The sequence below is a fragment of the Allocoprobacillus halotolerans genome (assembly GCF_024399475.1).
Lineage (GTDB): Bacteria > Bacillota_I > Bacilli_A > Erysipelotrichales > Coprobacillaceae > Allocoprobacillus > Allocoprobacillus halotolerans.
This window is the reverse complement of sequence record NZ_CP101620.1, coordinates 759718-781902: the sequence shown is the minus strand read 5'-3', so window position 1 is coordinate 781902 and position 22185 is coordinate 759718. Positions and strand designations below refer to the sequence as shown.

18 protein-coding genes and 2 pseudogenes are annotated in these 22185 nt (G+C 30.9%); 14 read left to right on the top strand and 6 right to left on the bottom strand.

The genetic code is table 11. From position 1 onward, the window contains the following. The first annotated feature begins 13 nt into the window (after positions 1-13). The 3 genes from NMU03_RS04765 (at position 14) to NMU03_RS04755 (ending at position 3382) form a co-directional block, all read left to right on the top strand. Complete coding sequence (locus NMU03_RS04765; protein WP_290141535.1) at positions 14-607, top strand: DUF4351 domain-containing protein; 594 nt, start codon at positions 14-16, stop codon at positions 605-607. Positions 608-778: 171 nt separating this feature from the next. Further along, positions 779-2476 carry a phospho-sugar mutase gene (locus NMU03_RS04760; RefSeq protein WP_290141534.1) on the top strand — a complete coding sequence of 566 codons (1698 nt, stop codon included), beginning with the start codon at positions 779-781 and terminating at the stop codon, positions 2474-2476. 102 nt (positions 2477-2578) lie between these two features. Further along, positions 2579-3382, top strand: a complete 804-nt coding sequence (locus tag NMU03_RS04755; RefSeq protein WP_290141533.1) for a Cof-type HAD-IIB family hydrolase — start codon at positions 2579-2581, stop codon at positions 3380-3382. Between the two features lie 91 nt (positions 3383-3473). Here NMU03_RS04755 and NMU03_RS04750 read toward each other — a convergent pair. After that, positions 3474-4759, bottom strand: a pseudogene (locus NMU03_RS04750) (uracil-xanthine permease family protein). 413 nt (positions 4760-5172) lie between these two features. Between NMU03_RS04750 and NMU03_RS04745 the strand changes: the two are divergent. From NMU03_RS04745 to NMU03_RS04735, 3 genes are all read left to right on the top strand, one after another. Next, positions 5173-5445 (top strand): hypothetical protein, encoded by a 273-nt coding sequence (locus tag NMU03_RS04745; protein WP_290141532.1) that lies wholly within the window; start codon positions 5173-5175, stop codon positions 5443-5445. Further along, entirely contained in the window at positions 5399-6004 is a 606-nt protein-coding gene (locus tag NMU03_RS04740; RefSeq protein ID WP_290141531.1) for a hypothetical protein, read from the top strand. The genes NMU03_RS04745 and NMU03_RS04740 overlap by 47 nt, the downstream gene beginning before the upstream one ends. A 205-nt stretch (positions 6005-6209) precedes the next feature. Then, entirely contained in the window at positions 6210-6587 is a 378-nt protein-coding gene (locus NMU03_RS04735) for a hypothetical protein (RefSeq protein ID WP_290141530.1), read from the top strand. Between the two features lie 21 nt (positions 6588-6608). On the opposite strand, the gene NMU03_RS04730 is transcribed toward NMU03_RS04735, so the two are convergent. From NMU03_RS04730 to NMU03_RS04720, 3 genes are read right to left on the bottom strand one after another with little or no spacing between them, the layout of a single operon-like run. Then, positions 6609-9149 carry a 3'-5' exonuclease gene (locus tag NMU03_RS04730; RefSeq protein WP_290142282.1) on the bottom strand — a complete coding sequence of 847 codons (2541 nt, stop codon included), beginning with the start codon at positions 9147-9149 and terminating at the stop codon, positions 6609-6611. Then, positions 9113-10216, bottom strand: a complete 1104-nt coding sequence (locus tag NMU03_RS04725; protein ID WP_290141529.1) for a UvrD-helicase domain-containing protein — start codon at positions 10214-10216, stop codon at positions 9113-9115. The genes NMU03_RS04730 and NMU03_RS04725 overlap by 37 nt, the downstream gene beginning before the upstream one ends. Continuing rightward, entirely contained in the window at positions 10206-12884 is a 2679-nt protein-coding gene (locus NMU03_RS04720; protein ID WP_290141528.1) for a PD-(D/E)XK nuclease family protein, read from the bottom strand. The genes NMU03_RS04725 and NMU03_RS04720 overlap by 11 nt, the downstream gene beginning before the upstream one ends. Positions 12885-13035: 151 nt before the next feature. Between NMU03_RS04720 and NMU03_RS04715 the strand changes: the two genes are divergently transcribed. Further along, positions 13036-13311, top strand: a complete 276-nt coding sequence (locus NMU03_RS04715) for a PAS domain-containing protein (protein WP_290141527.1) — start codon at positions 13036-13038, stop codon at positions 13309-13311. Positions 13312-13458: 147 nt separating this feature from the next. On the opposite strand, the gene NMU03_RS04710 is transcribed toward NMU03_RS04715, so the two are convergent. Next, positions 13459-15366, bottom strand: coding sequence for an NAD(+) synthase (locus NMU03_RS04710; protein WP_290141526.1), 1908 nt, complete (start codon positions 15364-15366; stop codon positions 13459-13461). Between the two features lie 143 nt (positions 15367-15509). Between NMU03_RS04710 and NMU03_RS04705 the strand changes: the two genes are divergently transcribed. From NMU03_RS04705 to NMU03_RS04685, 5 genes are all read left to right on the top strand, one after another. After that, positions 15510-15869 (top strand): GntR family transcriptional regulator, encoded by a 360-nt coding sequence (locus tag NMU03_RS04705; protein WP_290141525.1) that lies wholly within the window; start codon positions 15510-15512, stop codon positions 15867-15869. Beyond that, on the top strand, positions 15869-16567 hold the full coding sequence (locus NMU03_RS04700) for an ABC transporter ATP-binding protein (protein ID WP_290141524.1): 699 nt from the start codon (positions 15869-15871) through the stop codon (positions 16565-16567). Before NMU03_RS04705 ends, NMU03_RS04700 begins: the two co-directional genes overlap by 1 nt. Next, positions 16561-17328 (top strand): hypothetical protein, encoded by a 768-nt coding sequence (locus NMU03_RS04695; protein WP_290141523.1) that lies wholly within the window; start codon positions 16561-16563, stop codon positions 17326-17328. The genes NMU03_RS04700 and NMU03_RS04695 overlap by 7 nt, the downstream gene beginning before the upstream one ends. Before the next feature lie 105 nt (positions 17329-17433). Next, positions 17434-17754, top strand: coding sequence for a multidrug transporter (locus NMU03_RS04690; protein ID WP_290141522.1), 321 nt, complete (start codon positions 17434-17436; stop codon positions 17752-17754). Between the two features lie 119 nt (positions 17755-17873). Next, positions 17874-18527 carry an HAD family hydrolase gene (locus NMU03_RS04685; RefSeq protein WP_290141521.1) on the top strand — a complete coding sequence of 218 codons (654 nt, stop codon included), beginning with the start codon at positions 17874-17876 and terminating at the stop codon, positions 18525-18527. 24 nt (positions 18528-18551) lie between these two features. On the opposite strand, the pseudogene asnA reads toward NMU03_RS04685, so the two are convergent. Then, positions 18552-19567: pseudogene (gene asnA, locus NMU03_RS04680) on the bottom strand (aspartate--ammonia ligase). A gap of 203 nt (positions 19568-19770) precedes the next feature. Here asnA and thrC point away from each other — a divergent pair. Beyond that, positions 19771-21261, top strand: coding sequence for a threonine synthase (gene thrC, locus NMU03_RS04675; protein ID WP_290141520.1), 1491 nt, complete (start codon positions 19771-19773; stop codon positions 21259-21261). Continuing rightward, positions 21258-22151 (top strand): homoserine kinase, encoded by an 894-nt coding sequence (thrB, locus tag NMU03_RS04670; RefSeq protein ID WP_290141519.1) that lies wholly within the window; start codon positions 21258-21260, stop codon positions 22149-22151. Before thrC ends, thrB begins: the two co-directional genes overlap by 4 nt. Positions 22152-22185 lie beyond the last annotated feature (34 nt).

Sequence of the window (22185 nt, the reverse complement as noted above, 5' to 3'; positions counted from 1 at the left end):
AAGTGATGATACAATGATTATGATGTATGGTGTGATGACACTTGCCATCTACTATGGCGAAAAGAAATGGAACTATGCCAGAAATTACAGAGCGATGATGAATAAGGGCATAAGACATCTTAGACGCTACATGAATGTAGAGTTCCATCCACTGATAGAAATGGAAAAGTTTGATGAAGGATTATTCAAAAACAAAGACAATCAGGACTTGATTAAAGGATTGAAGTTGCTGTATGGCAAAGAAAAGATGACAGAAAAGCTCATTGTGAGTCATGAAGTCGCATGTTTACTAGGAACACTTTGCCATGATGAACGCATTTATCAGGCAATTAAAGCAAAGAGAGGAGAAACAGATATGAGTGATTATGTATTAAGAATTAGCAGAGAAGCAAAAAGTGAAGGAATCAGATTGGGGCGTAGTGAAGGGCGCAACGAAGGAATTATTACAACACTTATTAAACAATTAAAACAAAGATTAGGAGATTTATCAAAAGAAATGGTTAAGGAGATCAATCGAAGCAACAAGAAACAGCTAGACCATTTAACATTACATATTTTTGATATTGAAAGTGAAGAAGATATCAAGAAAATTTTATTGGAAAAATAGAATTCTTTTATCAAAAAAGACAAAAATTGATGAATACTAAATTATAAATGATAGGGTTTACATAAAAGCGCTATTTTTACATCTTTTTATGAAAAATGTTTTATTTTCAAGATGAGTTTTTATAGCGTTGATTTTTAAGATTTGTTATAATAGAAACAGAGGTGAAACAATATGGATTATAAAGCAAATTATGAAAGATGGTTAAATCATCCAGCAATGGATGCAGCCACAAAAATGGAATTAACAAACATGGGAGAAAAAGAAAAGGAAGATGCATTCTATACAAATGTTGAGTTTGGGACTGCAGGGATGAGAGGAATTTTAGGTCCAGGAACAAATAGAATGAACATCTATACAATTAGAAAAGCTAATGTTGGTTACGCAAAATATGTATTAGGACTTGAAAATGGAAAAGAAAGAGGAGTTGCTATTGGTTATGATAACCGACATATGTCTTATCGTTTTGCGATTGAAAGCGCTAAAGTTTTAGCAACTTATGGTATTAAATCATTTATTTTTGAAAGTTTAAGACCAACACCTGAATTATCTTTTGCGGTTAGATATTTAAAATGTGCTGGTGGGATTATGATTACTGCATCACATAACCCAAAAGAATATAATGGTTATAAAGTTTATGATGATACAGGATGTCAATTAATCCCTGAATGGGCTGATGAAGTTGTCAAATATGTTAACGAGGTAGAAGATGAATTAGGAATTGAAGTATGTAGTAATGAAGAAGCTTATCCATATATGACATGGATTGGTGAAGAAGTTGATGAAGCATACTACAAAGAAGTTATGGGAATTGAAATTAATCCTGGTATGGATAAAAGTGGATTTAAGATTGTTTTCTCTCCACAACATGGAACAAGCAATATCCCTGTCAGAACTTGTTTAGGACGTTTAGGATATGATGTTGTACCTGTTTTGGCTCAATGTGCTCCTGATCCAGATTATACAAATACAAAATCTCCAAACCCTGAAGTTGATATGGCTTATGAATTATCAATTATAAAAGCAAAAGAAGTGGGTGCAGATGTTGTTGTTATTTGTGACCCTGATGGAGATAGATTAGGTGTTGTTGCTAAACATGATGGAAAATATGTATTAATGAGTGGTAACCAGTCTGCTGCTGTTTATCTTGAATACATTTTAAGCCAAATGAAAGAAAAAGGAACATTACCTGATAATGCAGTTATGTATAATACAATCGTTACTTCTGATTTAGGTGAATTAGTTGCAAGAAGTTATGGTGTAGATGTTGAAAAAACATTAACAGGATTTAAATTCATTGGAGATAAGATTCGTAAATATGAAAAAACTGGAGAAAAACAATTTGTGTTTGGATATGAAGAATCTTATGGATGTGTAGTTAAAGATTTTGTTAGAGATAAAGATGCTGTTCAAGCTGTCTTAACTGCTGCTGAAGCTGGAAATTATTATAAAAAACAAGGTAAAGATTTAATTGATGTTTTGAATGAATTATATGCAAAACATGGTGCTTTCAAAGAAAGTCAAATTGCTTTATCTAAAGCAGGAGCTGCTGGAGCTGCAAGAATTAAAGAAATTATGGATAATCTAAGAAAAGATGCACCAACTGCTATTGGTGGTGTCAAAGTTGTCGCTGTTGAAGATTATCAAACAAGTGTAAGAACTGAAAATGGTACTGAAACAACAATTGATTTACCAAAATCAAATGTATTGAAATATTATTTAGAAGATGGTTCTTGGATTGCGGCTAGACCTAGTGGTACTGAACCAAAATGTAAATTCTATTTTTCTATTAAAGGAACAACTGTTGATGAAGCATCTAATAAAACAGAAGTTTTCCAAAAAGATATGATGAATATTATTGGTGAAGCTTAGTAGAAAATAAAGACGTTGGTCATGCCAGCGTCTTTTTTAAGATATGATATAAAATATAGAAATAATAAAATAATAAAGATATAAACAATGATAGGTGAAAAGATGGAAAAAATAGATTTAATATTAGTGGATATAGATGGCACTTTATTGAATGGTGAAGGTGTTGTGACACCAAAAACAAGAGAAGCAATAGCAAAGTTAAAAAATCAAAATATTTTATTTGGTATTGCGACTGGAAGAACACCATTTGCGGTGAAACACTTGATTAAAGATTGGCAAATTGAAGAATATGTAGATATTATTATGGGGTTTAATGGTGGTTGTTATTTAGATATGCGTACACAGAAAATGTCATCTTGTTATTTACTTGATGGAAAATATATTTCTGAGATTTTTGAGACATTTAAAGATTTTGATTTTAACGCTGGAATCTATGATCAAGAATCATTCCATGTTTTAAAAGAGGATGCATATACAATAGATATTGCTAAAAGAAATAAATTACCATTAATTGTTGATGGACTAGAACCTTATCATCAAAGAAAAGTAGAGAAAATGTTGATGATAGGAAATGAAGATGAGATTCAAAGAATCAGTCAATATTATGATACACTTGAAAATATTGATTATCGTGGTGTACAGTCTACACCAATATTATTTGAGTTTTTAAATAAAGAGCTTTCTAAATCAAAAGGAATTCAAAAAATGTGTCAGGATTTAAATTTATCATTAGATGGTATTTTAACTTTTGGTGATGAATTGAATGATTATGAAATGATTAGAGATTATATTGGTGTGGCAATGGGAAATGCCAATCCTCAAATTAAAGCGATTGCTAAATATGTGACAACATCCAATAATGAAGATGGAATCGCTGAATTTTTAGAATCACAACAGATTATATAAAAGAAATCATTTGAAATGATAGAAGATACTGATTAATGTTGGTATCTTTTTATAAAAAAATGCATCCTGAATAAGAATGCATTTTTTGTGCTTATTGAGATTTTTTCTTTTGAGGTAAAACCCAGCTTAAAATAAGTGATACAACAAAGACACCAGCAACTGCATTACCATTGAAAATTTCGCCAACAATAGAAGGGAATGCTGCAAAGAAATTTCCAGATGTCTGTGTTAAACCAACACCAATACAGAAAGCTAAAGAAACGATAATCATTGTACGTTCATCAAATTCATTATCTTTCAACATTTTAATTCCTTCATACATAATTGATCCAAACATCATAACTGTACAACCACCTAATACTGATTGAGGTAAAGACTGGAAAAAAGCACCAAGTGGTGGAAATAATGATGCAAGAATAAGGATTAAAGCACCCATTAAAATAGTAAAACGATTAATGACTTGTGTCATTGTGACTAAACCAACATTTTGACTAAATGATGTTAGTGGTAAACAACCAAAACATCCTGAAATTGTACTTGAAAAACCATCTACAGCAAGTGATCCTTGCAATTCTTCCATTTTAATATCACGCCCTAAAGCACCTGTACAAACAGCAGTTGTCGCTCCTGTTGTTTCAGCAGCTGATACTAAAAAGACAATGGCGATTGTAAAGAATGCTCCTAAATCAAAAACTGGCATATGATCAGTAAAAAAGACAAGTTTAGGAATACTGAAATAACCAATTTGATGAATAGTTTCAGAAATGTTTGAAAAGTCAACCATTGGTGCAATATTCATGACAGTTAAGATGACAGATAATAAATATCCACAAATTAATCCAACAAGGATATTTAAATTTTTATAAATACCTTTGAGACGATAATGTGATATTAAACAAACAATTAAAGTAAAAGTTCCCACAAACAAATGATACCAAGCACCAAAGTCCTCAACACTAGAACCACCACCCCAAGAATCCATACCAACAGATAATAAAGATAGCCCAATCGCAATAACGACACAGGCAGATACAACAGGTGTTAGGAATCTTTTCCAATATTTAGCACTTAAACCAACTAATCCTTCAAATATCCCACCAAGAATAACAGCTCCAATCATTCCTTCATACCCTAAAGCAGGATTTGTAGAAATCACAAGTAAACTTCCTAAAAAGTAAAGCTGACACCCATGACGATAGGTAATTTAGAACCGATTTTCCAAACTGGATAAAGTTGCATACATGTCCCAATTCCAGCTGCAAACATAGCACATTGTAAAATAGATGTGATTTCAGCTGAAGTTAAATGTTCCCCACTCCCTTTGACAATGGCAGCTCCACAAACAATGATAACTGGAGCAAGATTGGCAACGAACATGGCTAAAACATGTTGTAATCCAAAAGGAATTGCTTTTTTCAATGGAACACGTCCATTAAGCTTATAAATGTTTTCTTCACTTATTGAAGTGACATTTTCTTCTTTATTCATTTTTCTCTCCTCTATATATAAAAACGTTTAGATTTTAGCATATATTGTCAAAAAATGCTATGTTGTTTTTATTGAAATGTTTTTCATTGAAAGATTCCACCTCGATTACACAGAAGTGTGTTAAGATATTTTTGAAGTGAAAATGATGTATAAAGTACTAATCGTAGAAGATGAATATCATATTCGACAAATCGTTAAAAATTATTTTACTGTCAAGCTGTAGAAGTCATAGAAGCCCATTATCTTTATAAGTGCCTTGTCACAAGAAGAAAACCAATTGATGGCTTACCATTTAGGTGGGGATGATTAGTCAGTTCAAGTATGATTATTTCTTTCATTATCTTTTCACTTACAGCCATGAGATGAGACGCTTTTTATGTCAGTATATTTCAGGAGATGATTCTATCCAGAACACTTATGTGAAAAACAGTGAAACATTCAAAGGTTCTTATCTCAATAAAAAATTGATTCTTGATGTCGTAGTGGAAGATGTTCATGGACGTTTATATGATTTTGAAATGAATAACTATGATATTCAATTGGAAGATAAGATTCGTTTTTTTAAGATACAGTGAACGTCTTATTGATTATCAGGAAAAAGTTGGTGTAGAGTACATACATTTAAAGAATGTCTATCAGATTATTATATATACTGGAAAGCCGATTCAAAATCTATCTCATTATTATCATGTGATACAAAAAGGTGATATTGACAAAAGAATCAGATACAGCGGAGAGAAAGTGAAAACAGTTTTATTACAATTACAACTATTGAAGGAGGCATTTGATATGGAAAAGCCATTGCCAGAAATGGAACAATTAGGATATTTATTTACATATGATCAACCACATCCAAACAGTGAAGAAAGTGATTTAATAAAGGAGGTCATGAATATGCATCAACAATATATGATAAATGAAGATGGCTTATTGAAAAGCTATGACATAGAGCGAGAGAGAAATATCATAGCCTGTAAAATGGAGCGAAATAGAGAAGAAGGAAAACAAATAGGAAAGATGGAAACCTTATTACAAATAGTCATTTTACAACTTAAAAATGCATTAGGAATACTCACACCAGAACTTTTAAAGAAAATTAATGAAAGCAATGAAGAAGAGTTGTTTAACATTTAGATATACATAATGAAAATGATGTTTATCAAATGTTTCAATAATGCACATAAAGAATTTCGTTAAGATTTAGCGAGATTCTTTTCCTGTTCATTTATTGTAAAAGATCATGTCAAATAGATTCCTAAAGACATTCATATTTTCTCATCTTTGACTTGAAACGACAAGATATGTCAATTATAATGATAGAAAAGACGAGGTGTTGAATATGAATAAAATTTTAGGAATGGTTATGCCCTATATCACAATCATTTGTGTAGCTTTTATGCAAAATGTAGGAATGGAACAGACAGCGATTGTCTTTATTATTGGACTATTCATTGGATTAGAATTTTTAAATCTTAAAAAAGCTGAAGGAACAGTTTTGATGAAGTTAGGTAAAATATTTACAATCTTTATATTTCTTATAACTTTTTTATTGGGTGTTTTCAATCAGCATTTATTGGTTTTACCAGATTTAACATTAACACTTGCTTTGTTGATTCCAATTGAATGTATAGGATTATATATGGTTTATCAAAATCATCCTCGTTATACAATGACATATAAATATTCATTTAGAAACAAAAGAAGAAGATATTTTTAAAGGAGCTGAAAATCAGCTCCTTTAAAATTCAACACCACGAGAAATATGTAAATAATAAACAATCGCATGAACATCTTGATGATACATATCTTTCAAGACTTTTTTATAATAATCAAGTTGAACTTGATGTTTTTGTATTAATTGTTCATCTAGATTGTCTTTTTTAATACGATCAGTCTTGTAATCTAAAACATAAACTTGATTTTGATATATAAAGACTAAGTCAAAAATACCATGAATAGTCTGTTGGAGATTTTTATCGTAATAGGCAAAGGATTTTTCTTTATAAACATAACTTGCCTGTTGAATCATTTGATAATATGGACTATCTATAAATCCCTGTATTTGTTTTTGATAATCATATAAAACATCTTGACCAATTTCATCAATCAATGCTTCATCATAAAGTTGCTGAATTAATGAATCAAGATGATCGTCTTGAAATGTCAAATAACTTAAAAGTAAATGAACAAGTGTCCCTTTATCCGTAGCACTGATAGTCATACTTTCACTTTCATCACCAATTAATCCATACACGTGATCATGAACATTTGGTAATTTTGTGACAGCTAAAGTTAAAGGTTTCGTTGTATCATAAGGATAAGTAAAGTGTTGATAATATTCCTGTGTTTTATTGTCCACAGAAAGTGTTTGCTTTGAAGAAGATGTCATCCCATTTTCAATATCTTGATTATACATCAATGTTAGAGAAAACATGGCATGTTCTGTTGAATCAAATGTGAGATGTTTTTCAAAGTGATAGCCTTGAAGTTTTTTCGCAAGAGGGGATAATTCTTCAACTTCTAAACATTCTTTAAGGACTTGAGGATGTCTGAGAATAGAAGCAAGAATCCATGTGAGATATTGGTTGGTTTTACGTAAACGATCATACAATAAAACATGATCAGCGCCTTGTTTGTGATAAATATCAGGATGTTCATTGATAATCAGTTTGTTCATAATATCTTTTATTTCATCAAGACTTTTAATAACACCCGTAAGAATAAGTTTTTGTGAAGCACGTGTTAAAGCAACATACAAAATACGCATTTCTTCATTGATGGCTTCATCTAATTGATGTCTAGCAATCATATTACGATAACAATTATCATATTCAACTGTCAGTTGACCAAATTCTTCGCTTTCCACATAAACACGAGGTTTCAAGGCAATACCTAATTGTTTATCAATCATAAAACGTTCTTTACTATCTTGGGTATTGAATTGTTTATGTGTTTGACAGACAAAGACAATAGGAAATTCAAGACCTTTTGATTTGTGAATGGTCATAAATTCTACATAATCATCATTTTGTGAAGCCACAATGGCTGGTGCGATATCTTGTGATTGTTCCATCATCTCAATAAAATCATAAAGATAAGGATATTGTTGTTGGTTGTTTTTGGCAAGTTCAAGCAACAGTTCTAAATTGGCTTTTCTTTGTCCACCATTAACAAGTTGACAAACAAACAATGGATAATCAGTGACTTCATAAATAGCTTTTAATAATTCATAAGGTGAATGATGATATGCATATTGTCTTAAATCTTCAAATGTCTGTAAAAAGTTTTGAATTTGTTCATCATCAGATGCTTGCAACATTTCATATAGAGATAAATCAGGATATTCTATTCTCATTTTTGCAATCTTATCCAAAGAAATATATGAACATGTATAAGGTTGATTGATAACACTCAACAAGGCAACATCATGATAAGGATTATCAATCGCTTTTAAGAATGTTAACATGTTTTCAATTTCATTGGCTTTGAAAAAACCTTGTGATAAAACAATATGATTAGGAATATGGTATTGATCAAAAACTTTTTTGAATGTTAAAAAAGATGTTGTTGAACGCATTAACACGACCATATCTTTATAAGATACCTGATGTCCATCTAAAGTCATTGTTTCTTTTAACTTTAGTATTTTTTGAGCTACCATATGGGCTTCATATTGTTCCTTATCCATAGGTGAATCAGGATTATAAATATCAATCAAAATTTCTGTCTTTTTCATATCATCTTTAAAGAAACGCTCACGAGCCTCTTTTTGATGACCTTTTTCTTTTCCATCATAGTCATAATTTAAACGAGCACTATCATCTAAATAATATTCTAATCCACCAATACGACTATCCATAATTTGATTAAAGATAAAATTAATAGAATCTAAAACAATCTTTGAAGAACGATAATTAAAAACAAGATCGATTCTTCTTGTCTGACTTTCATAACATTCTTCATCAGTTAAAGAAAAATGATTGTATTTATCAAGGAAAATTTGAGGATCAGCCTGTCTAAAACGATAAATAGACTGTTTCATATCGCCAACCATAAATAAAGGAATATTTGGTTTTTGATACTTTGCAATGAGCGCAATCAAAGATTCTTGGATTTGATTTGTATCCTGATATTCATCAATCATAATTTCTTTTAAACGATGATATAAAATATCAACAACACCATATTCCGGTAACAACAATTGATGTGTATAATTTTCTAAATCAGCAAAATCTAATTGATTTAATTCTTTTTTCTTTGTTGATAAGCCTGTTGGAATTGATCTAACAGGTGTCCTTTACCCAACAACATATTAATAGCTTCACTACTGACATTTAACTTTTGAATAAAGTCTGCGCTATCTTTTTCTAAATAAGACTTAACAGCCTTTTGATAAGAAGCGAAAACATTTGTTTTCATTTTTGTAAATGTTGCTTTAATAGAAGGGTCAACTTCTTTCCAAGACATTGTATAAGATCTTTCCACTGAAGCCTTCATTAATGAAATAAGCGTATCATAAGTGATATTATGAGATAAAGCCTGTAAACGTTCATCTAAATAATCATAATAGGCTTCAAAAGGCACAGGTAATAATTGATTTCTTTCTGTTTGTTCATCAGGTCTTTCATAAAAATCAACAAGCTGATTGTCTTCACAAAAGATTTGTAATTCAATCAGTTTATTCATAGCCATTGTTAATTCATCATAGAAAAGACTTTTCAAATATGGAAACAAAGGCCAATCTTCTAAGGATGAAAGGTTTTGATAATAAGCGTTTAACATTTGTTCAATAAAATCATAGAAATGGTCAATAGAATGAGATATATCATCAATGGATAAAAGTAATGATTGAAAATCATCTAAAGAATATCCTGGAAAATAAAGAGTTAAAAAATCACGAATCTTTTTATCTTGAATCCATTGATTTAAACATTCCTGAAGGGCTTCTTTTTTAATCATTGTTGGATCGCTATTGATTTCAAAACCTGGCATCACACCGACAAGATAACCATATTTCATAAGTAATAAATTACAAAAACCGTGGAAGTTAGTAATATAAGCATGGGGTAGGTTAAATAACTGACGTTGCAGATGCGTTTTGAGTTTGTCATCAATAGGAGATGAAACAAGTTCGTTGAGTTCCTCAGTCAATCTTTGTTTCATTTCATGACCGGCTGCCTGTGTAAAGGTTACGACCAAAAAATCTGAAATTTCATATCCTTCTTTTAAAAGTTCAATAATACGACTGACAAGAATTTTTGTTTTTCCACTTCCTGCAGGGGCACTGACTAAAATAGAAGAATCTCTTTGTTGGATGGCTTTTAACTGACCGGCATTAAATGGCATCTTCTTCACCTCCTAATATACTTTCAACATCTAAAAATTTAACAAGCTGATAATCGTTGTAAAAAACATCAAAGCCACAAACACTATGATATGGGCAATAGAAACATGGATTGACAAGCGTATGCGTTGCTTTTTCGTCACTTCCCTTAGGGGCAATTTCAATATGCCCTTCCATCATTTGTTGATAAAGTTCATAAATATGATCACTGATTTTTTCAAATAAAATACTTAATTGATCTTTTGTAAGAATTTGTCCCTTATATTCATTTCTACTTTTGACATATGTGACAGGTATCACTGAAGAACGTTTATCAAAAGCAGAGTCTAAATTCAGTAAACTTTGATGACTGCCATCATCAATGACATAACCACCATAGCGATATTGTTTTAACCATTCATCTTCTTGAACAGGTTGATTCATACTTTGTTGTACACTTAAAATGCGTTTTTTGGTATTAAAATACAACACAGCACCTGGATCTTTGTTTGTCATTTTTGTGACCATATCAAGATAAACAAGCATTTGAATTTGGAATCCCTGCATTGCGAGATTGAGATCAATGTTTTTAGCACTTGATTTATAATCAATGATGGATACATAATGATCATAACTATCAATACGATCGACAAAACCTTTAAAATCTATATCGTGAATTTGATCCTGGACTTTCTTTTCTTTATATAAGACTTCAAAATTTCCAGTCTCTAAAAAATGTTTCACAACTTTTAAAGTGATATGTAAATCATCTGTTAACTGTTCAATAAAGAATTGATTCAATGGCTGTTGATTGATTTTTTGTTGTAAGATTTCATTGTTTTGAATATAGTGATGAACAAGTTTAGAAATATCATGCTCTTGATCGATGGTCATAGATAAAACATAATGAACAAGTGATCCTAATTCATTAGGCATGAGCTTTTGTTCCTGTGGTGGAAAAATACCTAATCCATATTGTATAAAATATAAGAAAGGACATTTATTGTAAGTTTCAATCTGACTGACAGATAAATAGGAACTATATAGAGATGAAGTCATGTCTAAAGGAAGTTGAACAGGTTGATTACGCATTGACTGGTACTGCATTAAATTTTGATTTAAAATAGCTTTATCTTGGCTTTGACCACCTTGAATATAGAAATCTTCTAATGGTAAAAAACGTAAAGCAGGAAGTTTTTGGAATGTATACATTTCACAAAGCTGTTTATAGAGTGATGAAGGTAATAAAGTTTCACCTGTTAGAGTGTTCATAGAATAAGAAATGGTTAAACTTTGATAAGGTGTAGAAAGAATTTTTAATATATCATTTTCATGAATACCTAGAAGTTCACTTGTGGTTAGAGGAGTAGATACATGATGATTTCTTAATAATTCAATATCTTCATCTAATAATAGGGCTGTGTCTTTGATGCTTTGAGGCAGTATTGTTTCATTCATACCTAATATAAATAGATGTGTATTGACAATATTTTCAGCTTCTCCAACCATATAAACATGCACTTCATCTTGGTTTTTTTCTAAAGTTTGAATTGTTTGAGGAAATGTCATTTGGAAAAAATCAATCAATTCTTGTGGTGATATTTTTCCATCTAATTCACTGATATGAACAAAATAATTTTGATAATCACTGTCAAGTTCTAGTGCTAATATTTCTAAAGCAATATCATGGAAAGTATCACTTTCTGATTGTTTTAACTGTTGAAGCACTTGTTGATAACTATGTTCATATTGACGTTGTTTTTGATAAGGTAAAGAATGAGGCATATGTAAGGCATCAAGGGCTCTTAATAAGTCATCTTGATAACTTTGGTCAGGATAAATAATCGTAAAATCACGAAAATGTTTCTTTTCATCCACGATTTTTTGATAGATAGTATACACCACTTGTTGAATTTCTTGATAGGGAGTGCCAGATACAAAAGTATAAGTATTTTGAGAATCTTGTTGTAGGACAGGTTCATAATCAAAAAGATGTTCTGTCAAATAAGTCGGTTGATCAATGATTTGGCTTTCTTGACAAAAAGAACGATAGGGCAAATTCAATGTACGTTCATCATTTTGATAAGTGTATAGACATATCACTTCACAAGTTTTGTCTAAACATTGTATCAAATTTTGTGCCTGCTTGGTATATAGTGAATCAGCCTCAATAATCAAATGGTCATGATGTGTAAATGTGATATTGTCAAATATACTTTCTAATGTCAGATGTGTATAATCATCTAAATAAGATTGCAGGGACTGATAAAGCTGTTGAAAATCTTTAAGTTTTGCTTGATTGATATCGTTATAAGATACTTGATAATGGGCATAGTCTTTCATAAGAGGAAGGACTTCTTTAATAAAAGGTAAAGGTGATTCCATATCGAAACAATGAAATGTTTCCTCTTGAAAGATACGTCTTAAATAATAAACGGCATCTACTTGTGAAAGTAAATGATGTTTGGTTAAATGATATTGTATTTGTAATTGTTTTAAATATTGATTCCATGTCATGATTTGAATATTGACTAAACAATGAGTATATTCAAAAAAATATTGTTCAATGACATGTGGTGTTGAAGATATATAGATGTATTGTTCAAAAGGATGCACATTCGCTTCTTGGACACACTTTTGAATGATTTGATGTCTTTTATAATATTGATTTAAACCACTGATGATTTGCATAAGTTTCACCTCGTTTTCTATTATACATGAAAAAAGAAAGTTGTCTTTGAAATGACAAAAATGTTGTGTTGATATGTTGGCTTATTATATAATGAGATTTATAGAGTAATGGAAAATATTTATATATGTTTAGTTATAGGAGGAAGGGTACATGGAAATAACATTTGATATTTTAGCTGGGATTTTAGATGCCTATGCTTATGAAATTGTATTTGTAGATAGAGATCATATTGTTCGTTATATGAATAAAACTGCCAAAGAGAGATATGGTGAGCGTGTTCAAATTGGACAAAGTTTGTTTAACTGTCATAATGAAAATTCACGAAAAAAGATTGAAGAATTTTTAAAAAGAGCAGATCAAGGTGAAGATGAAATGTTTGAAACTTTAAATCAAAAAACGGGAGAAAGAGAATTTTTGTACCAGTAAGAGTTGATGGTCAAGTGATTGGCTATTTTGAAAGACACGAAGCTGCTTGGAATGATTACCAAGCTGATTTACCTGTCAAAGAATATTGGAAACATCGTCAATAAAGTATAAAAGAAATACCATCAAAGGTATTTCTTTTTGTATACATTATAATTGTTCACATTCTTGTAGCCATAATTCAACATTAGCGTCACTAGGCATTCTTAAATCACCACGTGGTGATAGAGCCACACTTCCAACCTTTGGGCCATCAGGGATACATGAACGTTTGAATTGTTGGGTAAAGAAACGGCGATAGAATGTTTGTAGCCATTTTTTAATTATCACACAGTCGTATTGGCCTTGGAATGTATGGCAAGCAATGCGATAAAGTTTACGAGGTTCATAATGGAATCTTGCATGATGATATAAGAAGAAATCATGAAGTTCATAAGGACCGACAATATCTTCGGTCTTTTGCACAATTTCATTATCTTTAGCCGGTAATAATTCCGGTGAAACAGGTGTATTTAAAATGTCCTGTAAAGTATCATGAAGTGGCTGTCCCTGATATAAAGATGAAACATAATCAACGAGATATCTCACAAGTGTTTTTGGGACAGAAACATTGACAGCATACATACTCATATGATCACCATTATATGTTGACCATCCTAAAGCAACTTCAGATAAATCACCTGTTCCAATGACAATACCGCCTTCTTGATTAGCAATGTCCATTAAAACTTGTGTACGTTCTCTGGCTTGACAGTTTTCATATGTGACATCATGAATGTTTTCGTCATGGTCAATATCTTTAAAATGTTGTCTAACAGCATCTGCAATATTAACAGTTAAAGATGTCACATTTAATTCTTCCATCATTTTTAAAGCATTATTTTTAGTACGTGATGTTGTGCCAAAACAAGGCATTGTTACTGCAATAATGTTTTTTGATGGATAACCTAATTTTTGATACGCCATACACGTCACCAAAAGGGCTAAAGTCGAATCTAGTCCACCTGAAATACCAATGACCACTTTTTGGATGTGGGCAGCTTTTAATCTTTGAATTAAACCATGAATTTGAATATCAAAGACTTCCTGACAACGCATAGCACGTTGTTGATGGTCGCTTGGCACAAAAGGATGTGGATCATAATAACGATTTAAATCTATATCTTCATTGTCCAATGTAAATGGAATGATTTGATAAGCATCTTGATCATTTTCATAAGTTGTCATTTCAACTCTTTCACTCACAAGCTTTTCCATGTCCATATCAGCATAAATAATGCCTTCACTATATTGCGTCGATTCACTTAATAAAGTTCCATTTTCTGCAATTAAATGATGATTGCTGAAAACAACATCAGTGGAAGATTCACCTAGTCCAGCATTACAATAAGCATAACCACAAACAAGTCTGGCACTATGGGAAGAAACAAGCAAGCGACGATAATCAGATTTTGTTGTGAGATTATTGCTGGCAGAAGGATTAAGGATTAAAGTCGCACCATTTAAACAATGCAAAGTACTTGGTGGCAAAGGTGCCCATAAATCTTCACAAATTTCAATACCAATTTTTAAATCAGGATGATTTTGACATTCAAATAATAATTGCGTTCCAAAAGGATAATCTTTTCCATTGATTGTCATGATTTGAATTTCATCCAACGCTCTAGCAAAATGACGCCCTTCATAAAATTCATGATAAGTTGGGATATATGTTTTTGGAACAATTCCTAAAATTTCTCCTTGTTTCATCGCAATAGCACAATTATAAAGTTTATTTCTATAAATCAAGGGACAACCAATCACAAAGAATAAATCTAAATCTTTGGTTTGATTTAATATCACTTCTATTTGTTGATTGACTTCATTTAAAATGCGTTTTTGATAGAATAAATCTTCAATGGTATATCCAGTTAAACAAAGTTCGGGAAAAACAAGAACTTTGATTTTTTGTTCATTTGCTTTTTTAACATAAGATATAATATTTTGTGCATTATTTTTAACTTGTCCTAATTGGACTTCAAAGTTTGCACAACCAACTCTTATAAATCCATCTTTCATTTTTCATACCTCCAATTGTTTTTTATTATAACATAGAAAAAATAGGATTGTTGAGATTTTCATAAAAATAACATGAAAGATTTGACAAAATCATGCGACTGTGTTACTGTATTAGTGTATTAATACAGTGAGGTGGGATGTAGATGAATCATTTTCAAACAGACACACCGATTTATTTACAAGTTGTTGAAGAAGTTAAAGGAAAAATACTGAGTGGTCAATTACAATATGGAGAAAAATTAGAATCGGTTAGAGAAATGGCTTCACGATTAGGTGTCAATCCTAATACGATTCAAAGAGCATTTTTAGAATTGGAACGTCAAGGATTTATCTTGACACAAAGAGCAGTGGGCAGATTTGTCAGTGAGGACAAAGATTTTATTGAAGCCTGTCGCCAAAAGAAGATTCGTGAAACGATTCAACAATTTGTTGAAGAAATGGAAAATTATGGTGTCACACAAAAAGATATTATTGAATATTTACAAAGTCAGGAGGAAAAGTGATGAGTACTTTGATTGAAATCCATAATTTAAATAAAAAATATGGAAAAAAACAAGTTTTAAAAGATGTCAACTTAACATTAAATGGGGGACAAATTGTGGGATTACTTGGACCCAATGGAAGTGGCAAAACAACCTTAATTAAAGTTTTAAATGGTTTATTAAAAGATTTTCAGGGACAAATCAGCATTGATCAACAACCTATAGGTATTCATTCTAAGAAAATTATTTCTTATTTACCAGATGAACCTTATTTTGAAAATTGGATGACAACAAGTGATGCTTTAAATTTATTTGTGGATATGTATGATGATTTTGATTTAAATAAGGCTTTAGCTTTAATGGAAAGAATGGATATTGAAAAGAAAATAAAAATCAAGGAACTTTCTAAAGGAATGAAAGAAAAGTTTCAGCTCATATTAGTGATGTCAAGAAAAGCAAAAATTTATATTTTAGATGAACCTTTGGGTGGAATTGATCCAGTGGCTAGAGAATTGATTTTAGATATTATTCTCAATAACTATGCGGATGATGCCCTTGTTCTATTATCAACACATTTGATTGCGGATATTGAAAAGATTTTTGATGAAGTTATTTTTATTAAAAATGGAGAAATTGTTTTACATGAAAACAGTGAAGATTTAAGAAGTCAAAGACATGCTTCAATAAATGATATTTTTAAGGAGGAATTTAAATGTTAAAACTCATGAAATATGAATTTATTCATTCTATGCGTTCCTTTATAATTTCCTTTTGTGTATTTTTAGGAGCATGTATATTATTACCATTTTTTACAGAAGGAATCATTCCTGATATTCCATTTTTAACTTTTGCGATGGCTTTTGGTTTTACAGTTTTAATTATGGGTATTTGTATTGCCTTATTTGTCAGCATCTTTACTCGTTATTATCATTCTATGTTTAAAAGACCAGCTTATTTAAATCTAACATTACCCGTTTCCTCTTTACAGTTGATTATTTCTAAAATTGTTGTCACATTTTTGTGGTTTATCATTGCAAGTTTTGTGTTGGGTGTTGGTGTTTTGTTGATGGGATTGGTTAGTGAAATGATATCAGGCAATGCAAGTGACTTTTTTAAAGGTTTACCAGAATTTGTAAAAGTTATAACTGATGATATTTGGAATCATCCTGTAGAGATTCTTGAAACAATCATAACAATGTTTATAGAAGTTTATAGTTTGGTTATCTTTATTTATTTTTCATTGACGGTTGTGCATACAAAATTATGTCGTCATCATCGTATTGCTTTAGGGGTTTGTCTATGGATTGTTTTGGGAATTGCCTATTCTTATTTATTGAATTTTGTTGTAGGATTTGGAATAGATATGGTTAATTTTGGTAATGGTGTGCCTACATTATATTATTTTGTTAGTTTAATTTGCAGTTTTCTTCTAACAATACTCACAGCTTATATTTTAGATCATCATATTGAAATAGAATAAAAAGTCCTCTTATGAGAGGATTTTTTGTTTGAAAAATGAAATGGAATAAATGATAAAAAAAGAGTATAATAATTTTAAAGAATATATCAAAAGGGTGGTAATATGATGAGAGAGGTTAATGAAAAAGATTGGAAACTATTTAGAAAGAAAATTGGAATATGGCAAGAAAACTATATGCAAAAGCTCAATAATCAATATATTGAACTTTTACAAAGCGACCATTTAGCATCCGAGAATTTTTGGGAATTAGAAAAAAGAATATCAAAAGATAAACGAAGTGTTGGTGTTGTTGTGGATATGAGAAGATCAAAGATGAAAGAAAATATTTTTACTTTAATAAGAGATCAGGCTATTACATTTGAAGATTTAGATGGTTTTACTGAAGATTTAAAGAGTGAAATTCAATATATGGTAGAATATTGGTAAATAAAATCTCCTTTGCTTGGAGATTTTTTTATTTGAGAAAATTTTTTCTACTTTTGTAATGCTCTTTTATTTTTGATGAAATTGTAATAAGATAAATGAAAAGTGGAGGAGGTTGTGGTATGATTAAGGCAGTTATTTTTGATATGGATGGTTTATTAGTGGATACAGAAGTGATTTCTTATGAATGTTATAAAAGATTAATTGAAAGTTATGGCTATACATTTACAATGGATGATTATGTTAAAGATTATCCAGGTAGACAATTAAAAGTATCGTTGCAGTTTATTAAAGAATGTTATGATTTGGATTATGATATTGAAGAAAAATTTGAAATGTTTCATCAATTAGAAATTGATTTGATTCAAGAAAAAGGAGTGAGTCTTAAAAAAGGTGCTGTAGAACTTTTACAATATCTTCATGAGCATCATTATCGCATCGCACTAGCAACATCAAGTTTATATGAACGTGCTAAACGTCTTTTAAATGATTGTCAAATTTTGGATTATTTTGATGAGATTGTTTGTGGTCCAGATGTAAAACGTGGAAAACCTTTTCCAGATATCTTTTTAAAAGCTTGTGACAAACTTGAAGTATTACCACAAGAAGCAATTGTTTTAGAAGATAGTGAGGCAGGTATACAAGCAGCCTATGATGCGAACATTCCAGTATACTGTGTACCGGATTTAAAATATCCTCATGAACAATATGTACAAAAAGCGAGTGGTGTTTTGTCATCATTATTAGATGTCATTACATTATTAGAACAACAATAAAAACATTCCAGTTTTGGAATGTTTTTATAATAAATGGATTTGATTTTTGGCCGCTAATTGAATTGTTTCATCATCCCATAATGAAGCTTGAACTTCTCCAATATGTGCTTTTCTTAAAAAGAACATACACAAACGACTTTGCCCAATACCTCCACCAATACTTAATGGTAAAACATGATTAATGATATTTTGATGGAATGGTAATGACAAACGTTCTAAAGCATCAGCTTTTTCTAATTGTTCTTTTAAGGCTTCTTCATCTACACGGATGCCCATACTTGAGATTTCTAAAGCATCATCTAATTGTGTGTTATAAACAAGAATATCACCATTTAATTTCCAGTCATCATAATCAGGAGCACGTCCATCATGTTTCTGTCCTGATTTTAATAAATCACCAATTTGTAAAATACAAACAGCTTTTTTGCTCTAACAATTTCTCTTTCTCTTTGTTTGGGTGAGAGTTGAGGATATAAATCTTCTAACTCCTGAGAAGTGATAAAATAAATTTGGCCTGGTAAAATAGATTCACCTAATTGAGGATAATGTCTAATCATCAAAAATTCAACATCTAATAAAGCATTATAGATTTTGGCTACAATTGCTTTAAAATAATCTAAAGTACGATCTTCTTTGGAAATGACCATTTCCCAATCCCATTGATCGACATACATAGAATGAATGTTATCTAACTCTTCATCTTTTCTAATTGCATTCATATCAGTATATAATCCTGTGTGTTGTTCAAAACCATAACGATATAAAGCATCTCTTTTCCATTTAGCTAAAGAATGAATAATTTCGATTTCATCATTATGATTTAATTCAAAAGATGTAAATGATACAGGTTTTTCAATACCATTTAAATCATCATTTAAACCGGTATTCTTTAATAAAAATAAAGGTGCTGAAACACGAGTCAAACGAAGTTGTTCAGCTAATCTTCTTTCAAATGTATCTTTAATCATTTTAATCGCAACTTCTGTTTCGATTAAATTTAAATGTGGTTTATAATCTTTAGGTATAATGATTTGGCTCATTTTTTGATTCCCCCTTATATAATAAAGCTATTATAGTATATTGCGAAGTATTAGTCAAAATGATATTCATAAAAGAATATAGATATTTTCTATTTTTAGATATTTTATAAAATATATGATAAATATGCTTAAATAGTCTAATAATATTGACTTGTATTTTAAAATTGTATACAATGAAAAAAATATGAAAGCAGGTGTGAATCATGAGTGATAAAAAATATATTAGTACCAGAGGACAACAAAGACCATTAGATTTTTATGATGCAATTTTACAGGGGATTGGAAATGATGGAGGTTTGCTTGTTCCAAATTTTGAATTAGAACAAAAAGATTTAAAGGCATTACAACATTTATCATATGTTGATATGGCAACTGAAATTATAACTTCTTTTGTTGGAGAAAATGAAAAAGAAGAAATCAGAGAACTATGTCAAAAGGCTTATGGAAATGGGTTGTTTCCACAAGAAGTTGTGCCAGTGAAACAGGCAGGAGATGTTTATATAGCTGAATTATTTCAAGGTCCAACAGCGGCTTTTAAAGATATGGCATTATCATTATTGCCTCATTTTATGACTTATTCTTTAAAGAAAAAAGGGGAAGAAAGAAAAGTTATGATATTAGCGGCTACTTCTGGTGATACGGGAAAAGCGGCTTTAGAAGGGTTTAAAGATGTTGAAGGTACTTATATTCAGGTGTTTTATCCTGAAGATGGTGTTTCACCTATTCAAAAACAACAGATGGTGACACAAACGGGACAAAATGTTGATGTTGTGGGGATTCAGGGAAACTTTGATGATGCGCAAAGTGCTGTCAAACAAGCTTTTCAATCAAAAGAATTAAAAGACTTATGTGATCAACATCATGTTTTCTTATCATCAGCCAACTCTATTAATATAGGGCGTTTAATTCCTCAGGTTGTTTATTATTTTTATGCTTATATGACACTTGTCAATGAAAAGAAGATTGCATTAAATGAAGCAGTGAATTTTACAATTCCTAGTGGGAACTTTGGGAACTGTTTAGCAGGTGTGATTGCTAAAAAAATGGGACTACCAATTCAGAAATTTATTGTGGCTTCTAATAAAAATAATATTTTAACGGATTTCTTCCGTACTGGAAGATATGATGCTCGTCGTGATTTCTATAAAACAAATGCACCTGCAATGGATATTTTAGTGTCTAGTAACTTAGAAAGACTTGTTTATATGATGGCTCAGGACAGTCAAAAAGTGAGAAATTATATGGAACAATTAAATCAACAAGGTGTTTATGAAATATCATCTGATTTATTAGAAAAAATCCAAACTTTATTTAAAGCTGGATGGTTGGATGAAGATGAAGTTTTGGAAACAGTGAAAAATTGTTTTGAAGAAACAGGATACTTATTAGATACTCATACAGCAATTGGCTATGGTGTTTATAAAGAATATCAAAAAGCCTTTAGAGATTCTACAAAAACAATTATTTTAGCGACTGCCTCACCATATAAATTTGCTGATTCAGTCTATCAAGCTTTAGAAAATAAAGATTTATCTGAATACGAAGCAATTGAAGCCGTTTGTCAAAAAACAGGTGTAGCGATTCCAAAACCATTAGTAGCTTTAGATCAAAGAGAAGTGCTCCATCAACAAGTCATTGATAAATCAGAAATCATTGATGCGATTTCTCAAAAAATTAAGGAGATTTCACTATGAAAGTTAAAGTTAAAGTACCAGCAACAAGTGCCAATTTAGGACCAGGATTTGACGTTGCGGGATTAGCTGTCACATTATACAATACTTTTGTTTTTGAACTATTGGATGAAGGTTTAGAGATTATTGGATGTCCTCAACAATTCTGTAATGAAGATAACTTAACTTATCGTGCCTTTTTAGAAGGAGCCAAAGCCTGTGGTTTAGAATTTCATGGTTTAAAAATTGAATGTAGTGGAGATGTGCCTTATACACGAGGATTGGGAAGTTCTTCAACATGTATTGTGGCAGGTATTGTAGGCGCTTATGCATTTGTTGATCGTAGTGAAGAGCGTCAAGAAATCTTAGAACTTGCAACACAGATTGAAGGGCATCCTGACAATGTTGCGCCTGCCATTTTTGGTGGATTGACTGTATCAGTGATGAATGACAATCATGTCACAACTTTAAACATTCCAGTCAAACATGATTATCGTTTTGTCGCTTTTATTCCACCATTTACTTTATCTACTGAAAAATCACGTGCTGTTTTACCACAACAATTACCAAGACAGGACGCAATTGCGAATGTATCTCATTTGGCTTTAATGGTTGCCTCTTTAATTAATGGGTATGATGATGGGTTAAAACTTGGCTTTAAAGACCGTCTACATCAACCATATCGTGGTACATTGATTCGTGGTTATGATGAAATTATGGCAGCTTTAGAGCAGGATGAAAATGTATTAGGATGTTATTTATCTGGAGCAGGACCAACAATTATGGCTGTCATTCGTGAAAGTGATAAAAAAGGTGTTGTGAGAATGAAAGAGGAATTGGGACATTTATTAAAAGACTGGCAGGTTGAAAAATTAGAACTAGATATGCGTGGTTATACTTGTGATTATGAATAGGTATCTTAAGATACCTATTTTTATTGCGATAAAT

Excerpts from the sequence above, each read along its gene's own strand:
- NMU03_RS04685 (WP_290141521.1), top strand. The coding sequence starts at position 17,874 with ATGATTAAGGCAGTTATTTTTGATATGGATGGTTTATTAGTGGATACA.
- NMU03_RS04725 (WP_290141529.1), bottom strand. The coding sequence starts at position 10,216 with ATGCCATTTAATGCCGGTCAGTTAAAAGCCATCCAACAAAGAGATTCT.
- NMU03_RS04705 (WP_290141525.1), top strand. The coding sequence starts at position 15,510 with ATGAATCATTTTCAAACAGACACACCGATTTATTTACAAGTTGTTGAA.
- NMU03_RS04755 (WP_290141533.1), top strand. The coding sequence starts at position 2,579 with ATGGAAAAAATAGATTTAATATTAGTGGATATAGATGGCACTTTATTG.
- NMU03_RS04695 (WP_290141523.1), top strand. The coding sequence starts at position 16,561 with ATGTTAAAACTCATGAAATATGAATTTATTCATTCTATGCGTTCCTTT.
- thrB (WP_290141519.1), top strand. The coding sequence starts at position 21,258 with ATGAAAGTTAAAGTTAAAGTACCAGCAACAAGTGCCAATTTAGGACCA.
- NMU03_RS04700 (WP_290141524.1), top strand. The coding sequence starts at position 15,869 with ATGAGTACTTTGATTGAAATCCATAATTTAAATAAAAAATATGGAAAA.
- NMU03_RS04735 (WP_290141530.1), top strand. The coding sequence starts at position 6,210 with ATGAATAAAATTTTAGGAATGGTTATGCCCTATATCACAATCATTTGT.
- NMU03_RS04760 (WP_290141534.1), top strand. The coding sequence starts at position 779 with ATGGATTATAAAGCAAATTATGAAAGATGGTTAAATCATCCAGCAATG.
- NMU03_RS04765 (WP_290141535.1), top strand. The coding sequence starts at position 14 with ATGATTATGATGTATGGTGTGATGACACTTGCCATCTACTATGGCGAA.
- thrC (WP_290141520.1), top strand. The coding sequence starts at position 19,771 with ATGAGTGATAAAAAATATATTAGTACCAGAGGACAACAAAGACCATTA.
- NMU03_RS04710 (WP_290141526.1), bottom strand. The coding sequence starts at position 15,366 with ATGAAAGATGGATTTATAAGAGTTGGTTGTGCAAACTTTGAAGTCCAA.
- NMU03_RS04690 (WP_290141522.1), top strand. The coding sequence starts at position 17,434 with ATGAGAGAGGTTAATGAAAAAGATTGGAAACTATTTAGAAAGAAAATT.
- NMU03_RS04715 (WP_290141527.1), top strand. The coding sequence starts at position 13,036 with ATGGAAATAACATTTGATATTTTAGCTGGGATTTTAGATGCCTATGCT.
- NMU03_RS04720 (WP_290141528.1), bottom strand. The coding sequence starts at position 12,884 with ATGCAAATCATCAGTGGTTTAAATCAATATTATAAAAGACATCAAATC.
- NMU03_RS04745 (WP_290141532.1), top strand. The coding sequence starts at position 5,173 with ATGATTAGTCAGTTCAAGTATGATTATTTCTTTCATTATCTTTTCACT.
- NMU03_RS04740 (WP_290141531.1), top strand. The coding sequence starts at position 5,399 with ATGATATTCAATTGGAAGATAAGATTCGTTTTTTTAAGATACAGTGAA.